The 4,471-nt window shown below is 46.6% G+C and carries 5 protein-coding genes; all 5 read right to left on the bottom strand.

The genetic code is table 11. The features are described from left to right. Window positions 1–70 precede the first annotated feature (70 nt). The gene (locus ACR2PX_RS29020) at window positions 71–592 is read right to left on the bottom strand and encodes a type II toxin-antitoxin system antitoxin SocA domain-containing protein (RefSeq protein ID WP_434002835.1); all 522 of its coding nucleotides are present in this window, start codon (window positions 590–592) and stop codon (window positions 71–73) included. An 84-nt stretch (window positions 593–676) separates the two neighbouring features. After that, complete coding sequence (locus ACR2PX_RS29015; protein ID WP_434002834.1) at window positions 677–892, bottom strand: KTSC domain-containing protein; 216 nt, start codon at window positions 890–892, stop codon at window positions 677–679. 333 nt (window positions 893–1,225) lie between these two features. Further along, window positions 1,226–3,805, bottom strand: coding sequence for an AAA family ATPase (locus ACR2PX_RS29010; protein WP_434002833.1), 2,580 nt, complete (start codon window positions 3,803–3,805; stop codon window positions 1,226–1,228). Between the two features lie 20 nt (window positions 3,806–3,825). Beyond that, the gene (locus tag ACR2PX_RS29005; protein ID WP_434002832.1) at window positions 3,826–4,008 is read right to left on the bottom strand and encodes a hypothetical protein; all 183 of its coding nucleotides are present in this window, start codon (window positions 4,006–4,008) and stop codon (window positions 3,826–3,828) included. Continuing rightward, window positions 4,001–4,471: RhuM family protein (rhuM, locus tag ACR2PX_RS29000; protein WP_434002831.1), on the bottom strand; the 471-nt coding region annotated here is incomplete at its 5' end. The genes rhuM and ACR2PX_RS29005, both read right to left, overlap by 8 nt.

Here is a 4,471-nt window from a genome sequence, read left to right as displayed (position 1 = left end):
GCAAGCAGCGGTTTAGCTGCTGCTATTTCATCTCTAGCTCTGTACTGGTTGAGTATTTCTTGCTCTGTGCTTACGATGCCGCATCGCTTTGCAGGTACCTGAACTCGGCTTCAATCAGAGGGTCGGGGATATCTACATGGCGCGGTAAGTCGAAACCATGCTGCTTGGCGATCCGATGCCACGGCGAGCCTTCCCGATGTGTCAGGGCAACCAGATTAACGCCGCTGTAGGGCCAGTATCTTTTCGAGATACCAGTCAAAAATTTGCCCTGACTGCTGCTGTCAGATACCAGACGGGGCATGTGCCCTTGTATGTCTTTGACAGGGGTAGCGAAAAAAGGCGATCCTTGTACGCGCTCTTGATGCCGCAACGCAGCATAGAGGCTGGGGAATACTGGACCATGTTGCCAGGCTTGTGGCGTTTCATGGGTCAGGCGCTGGTCGGTATCCTGAAGAAGCCACCAGCCGTAAGCACAATACACAGCCTTCTGCAGCTTCAAGTGGCTGATACCCGTGCTGGTATCAAACACATCACTGGCAACCAGTAGGGCATCGACTTTTTCATCTTTAATGGTCTGCGTCAGCCAATCCAAACACGCAGTGAACTCCTCATAGCGCTTCCGTCCGTAAAGGGAGCGGCCTAAATGCCAGTCTGATGTGTGGAGGACTTACATAATCTACTGTCTTGCGTATCGGTATTTGTCTATTACTTCAGTATGTAGATACGTCCCCTTGGAATCGGCAGATTTCATGCCTTCAAAAGTGTGTCTTAGAACATCATAATAGTCATAACGACCGCCATGCTTAAACTCAACTGTAAGCACACATGTGGATTCATCATAGGAACACCCAGCCACATTCGATGATTGCGGTGTTAGTATCCACTCACTCATTGTTTTCTCCTTGTTTGTTGGGTTGATTATCTTTGTGGAATTCATGATCGTGTTTTGCAGATTGTGTCCGCCATTGATGAATCATAGGTTTGTAGTCTTCATTTTCAATTTTCTGATTCCAGCCACTAGGACTTTCAAAGCCAACTTCTTCTGAACCATAAGAGGCGACTTTGAGATCAATGCTATCCAGCTTCCTGTCTGCCGGAGGAGCATCGACCTTGTCATCTTTAATGGTCTGCGTCAGCCAAACAGAAACGCAGTGAACTCCTTATAGCGTTTCCGTCCGTAAAGGGAGCAGCCTAAATGCCAACCCGATATGTGGAGGATTTTCATTCAGCAATCCGTAGAGCTGTCGTTAGATCTCTTTCTAAATTTTCCCTGCCAGTCTTTTAACGCAGCAAAGTCCTCTTCAAGCTCATCTGGTTCCGGCAGACGAACTGGTGCTTCAGGTGGCTGGGAGTGTACATACCTCGAATACTTGGTCATCAAAGAGTCAAAGTATTTGCAGTCGGCTTCTGATATCTTGGCCAGCTTGTCGATTTTTCCCATCGTATTTATTGCCCGACGGTATCGCTGGACAACGTCAGCAAGCAGCTCCCACTCAATCATACGTTCCAAAAGGGTTCTAAACTCACTGCAAAGTGCTATTGCATAGGGTTCATAATCCTCGTGCCCGCATTCATTCAGGAGTTTCCTTGCTTTTGGAAGCCAATCATTGATGAGTTGGTTGAGAGCCTTATCCGGTTTTTTTGCGGACAGCGGAGTATCACCCGGCTCTCCAGTCCCCCAAAATTCCTTCTTAATAGAAATAATTTCAGGCTCAATCTTGGCCTTTTTAGCATAATCCTGAACCATTCCTAAAAGTGATAGGCGATGGGTAAAGATGATAACTTGCCGCTCTGAGGCAATATTGCAGAGACGTTGAGCGACAGCCTCTTCATAATCCTGATCAAGAGATGAAATCGGATCATCAAATACAAATGGGGCCGAGTAAGCTCTACCTGTAACATCAGCAAGAAACGCCGCAATTGATACGATACGTTTCTCGCCTTCACTTAGAACTTCATTCAGTTTGTGGCCAGCCCCATCCAGTTGAAGGGTATGGAGTACCTTACCTCTTGAAGTCCTGGATTTGACGAGCTTTACCCTGAGCCGAGATGCCCCTAAGACTTCGAGCTCGTTGTTAAACCGTTGAACAAAGTCATTTGTAATAAGCGTCTCTGCCAACTCTCCTTTTTTCTTGGATAAGGCGCTGGAGTTAGTTGCCTTTCTGGCTTTCTCGATTCGTTCGAGTGACTTCAGGCGATTTACCTCTTCCTGAATCGCTGTTTGCTGTTCGGCAAGCCACTTATTTGCCTGAAGGTTCTTTAAGTTGGTCTGTAGTGCAATGTGATTATCCTGTTTCGCATCTTCCTCGTATTCCTTGGCGCTGTCCTCATATCTTTGTGAAATCTTCCGTATTTCTTCTATCCACTCAAGGGACTGGCTTGCGGTTCCCAAGGCATCCTCTGAGTCAAGTGACGATACTTTGGCTTTCCTGTCTTGCAGAAAGGAAACTGTAACATTAAAAGCCTTAATGATGCCCTGATTCTCAATCCCAGCAGCGTCTATTTTGGTTTTTAATGCATGGCCACTGTGGATTTCGGGCAGAGCATCAATTGCCTGTTCGACCTCTCTGGCTGCTTCTGTGGCCTGCTGTTGTGTTTTATCTTTTATGTACAATTCAAAATCAGTAAATCGTTGCTTTGCCTCCTCGGATAAAGGTTGATGGCAAAGTACACAGACAGAATCATCCTGCACATGGGGGAACTCCTGTCCAGTGTATGCCACTTCTTCAGAATATTGTCGTGCGGCACTCCATAGCTCTTTCCAGACATCAGATCCAACGCCATCGAGTTTTGCACCACTAAAAACATCTTTTGCCGCTGCTTCAGCGGCTGACTTTTTCAGAGTGGCTTTCGTTTTTGCTGCGATGATCCTTTTGCAATTCTCATCAGACAGATTGCTGAGCCAACCCTGTACATTCTCAACAATACCATCGGCATGGCGTTTTTTAGTCCTGAATTGCCTCGCTTTGTCAGCAGGGGACGTCTCGGAGATTCTTTTCTGCATCTCCGCAAGTTCGGTTTCATTTTCTGACGAAAAAGCACAATGGAAGTTAAGATCGTCAGCCGTTGTTTTCGCGCTGAGTTTTTTAACCCAATCCGCTCCGGTGGTGCCAAGGAGATTAATGGGGACCTCCGGCATTCTTGATGGCAGAGCATCAATGTTTGCCTGGAGTTTTGCCGCTACTTTTTCACAGACATTAATCAACCTGCTGAAGAATGACAAGATTGGAGGTTCATAGCTGACCTCGTCTTCGTGTTCCATAAATACCCTGCCAAACGAAGCATCAAAAACATCAACAGAACAAAGGTCGTCGCATACTCCCGAGCCTGCCCATTCATATTCCGCATGAGTACCCCTCTTTAGAAAGGAGATTTTTGCTTTTTGTGCTATATCCTCTGGTGAAAACACATCATTATGCAGTTGGCCACGGATACGCTCACGGGCTCCGCAAACATGCTTCAGGAGCCTGACATAGCCGGATTTTCCAGAGCCGTTACGGCCGTATACAACAGCGACATTGCTCTTGCCGAAATCAAGTGGGTTCCGAGAAGCCAGCGTGTTTACTCCAGCAACATCGCTGATTGAACATAAACGAATTTCTTCGGAATCATGCGCATCAAACACCCCAGCGGGGATGCTGCAATCGATATCAGGAAACTTATTATCGGCTTCCTGCTGACACAACACTGCCATTTCTGAAATAGCAGCATCATTTAGGTCGCCAGCTTCAAACAGGCGCTTGGCAGTAACTTGCAGCCATCGTGGCCTTTGCGTTAACCATTCCGTTGTTGTTGAAGAAACCATCTGCCCATTCTTCCTTTTGATTAAACGTACTTCCCTGAAAAGTCCGTGAATGAATTTGTGGCTGTGAACTTAACCTCTTTGCCTAGGGCGTTGAAGTGCTCTTTGCCGCATTCGATCTTGGCTTGTTCGGTGGGGCGGACAGCACCGGTGAATAAGGTGCTTAAGGTTTGGCACCACGAATGGACACCAATATGTTTACTCATGATTACCTCCTTTTTTGTTGGAGGCTTCGATTTGTTTGACTGCTTTGTCGAAGTCGGATTCGATGCGCTGTTTTTTGTTGAACTTGTCGTATTCGGTGAATGCCTTTTCTTCAGACTGTTTACGGGTAACGGAACCATAACCTGCAAGAATTTTGTATTCATTGAACTCAAGAAACTTGTTCACGCTTTTGGCAAAGCTTTCCATGGTGAAAGTGGTGCGGTTTTCAATGATGCGCTCGATGTAGTCAAAGAAAGCTGTGACAGTGCGTTCCAGTTTTTTGATTTCATCTTCCCGAAGGTAGTTTTTGCCAATGGTGGTATCAGATTTGAGAACCCGACCGTCTGGTGCATTCTTATAGGTTGACATTCCCATCAATGGCTTCCGGGCATCGACATTCCGATAGATGATTTCCGCTGCGGTATGGCCAGTTATAGCGAAGTGAAACTTGTCCTGCACATGTGC

Origin of the sequence: Endozoicomonas sp. (assembly GCF_051008435.1) — a bacterium.
GTDB lineage: Bacteria > Pseudomonadota > Gammaproteobacteria > Pseudomonadales > Endozoicomonadaceae > Endozoicomonas_A.
Note: the sequence above shows the minus strand (reverse complement) of the source record. Positions and strands in the feature narration are given on the sequence as shown.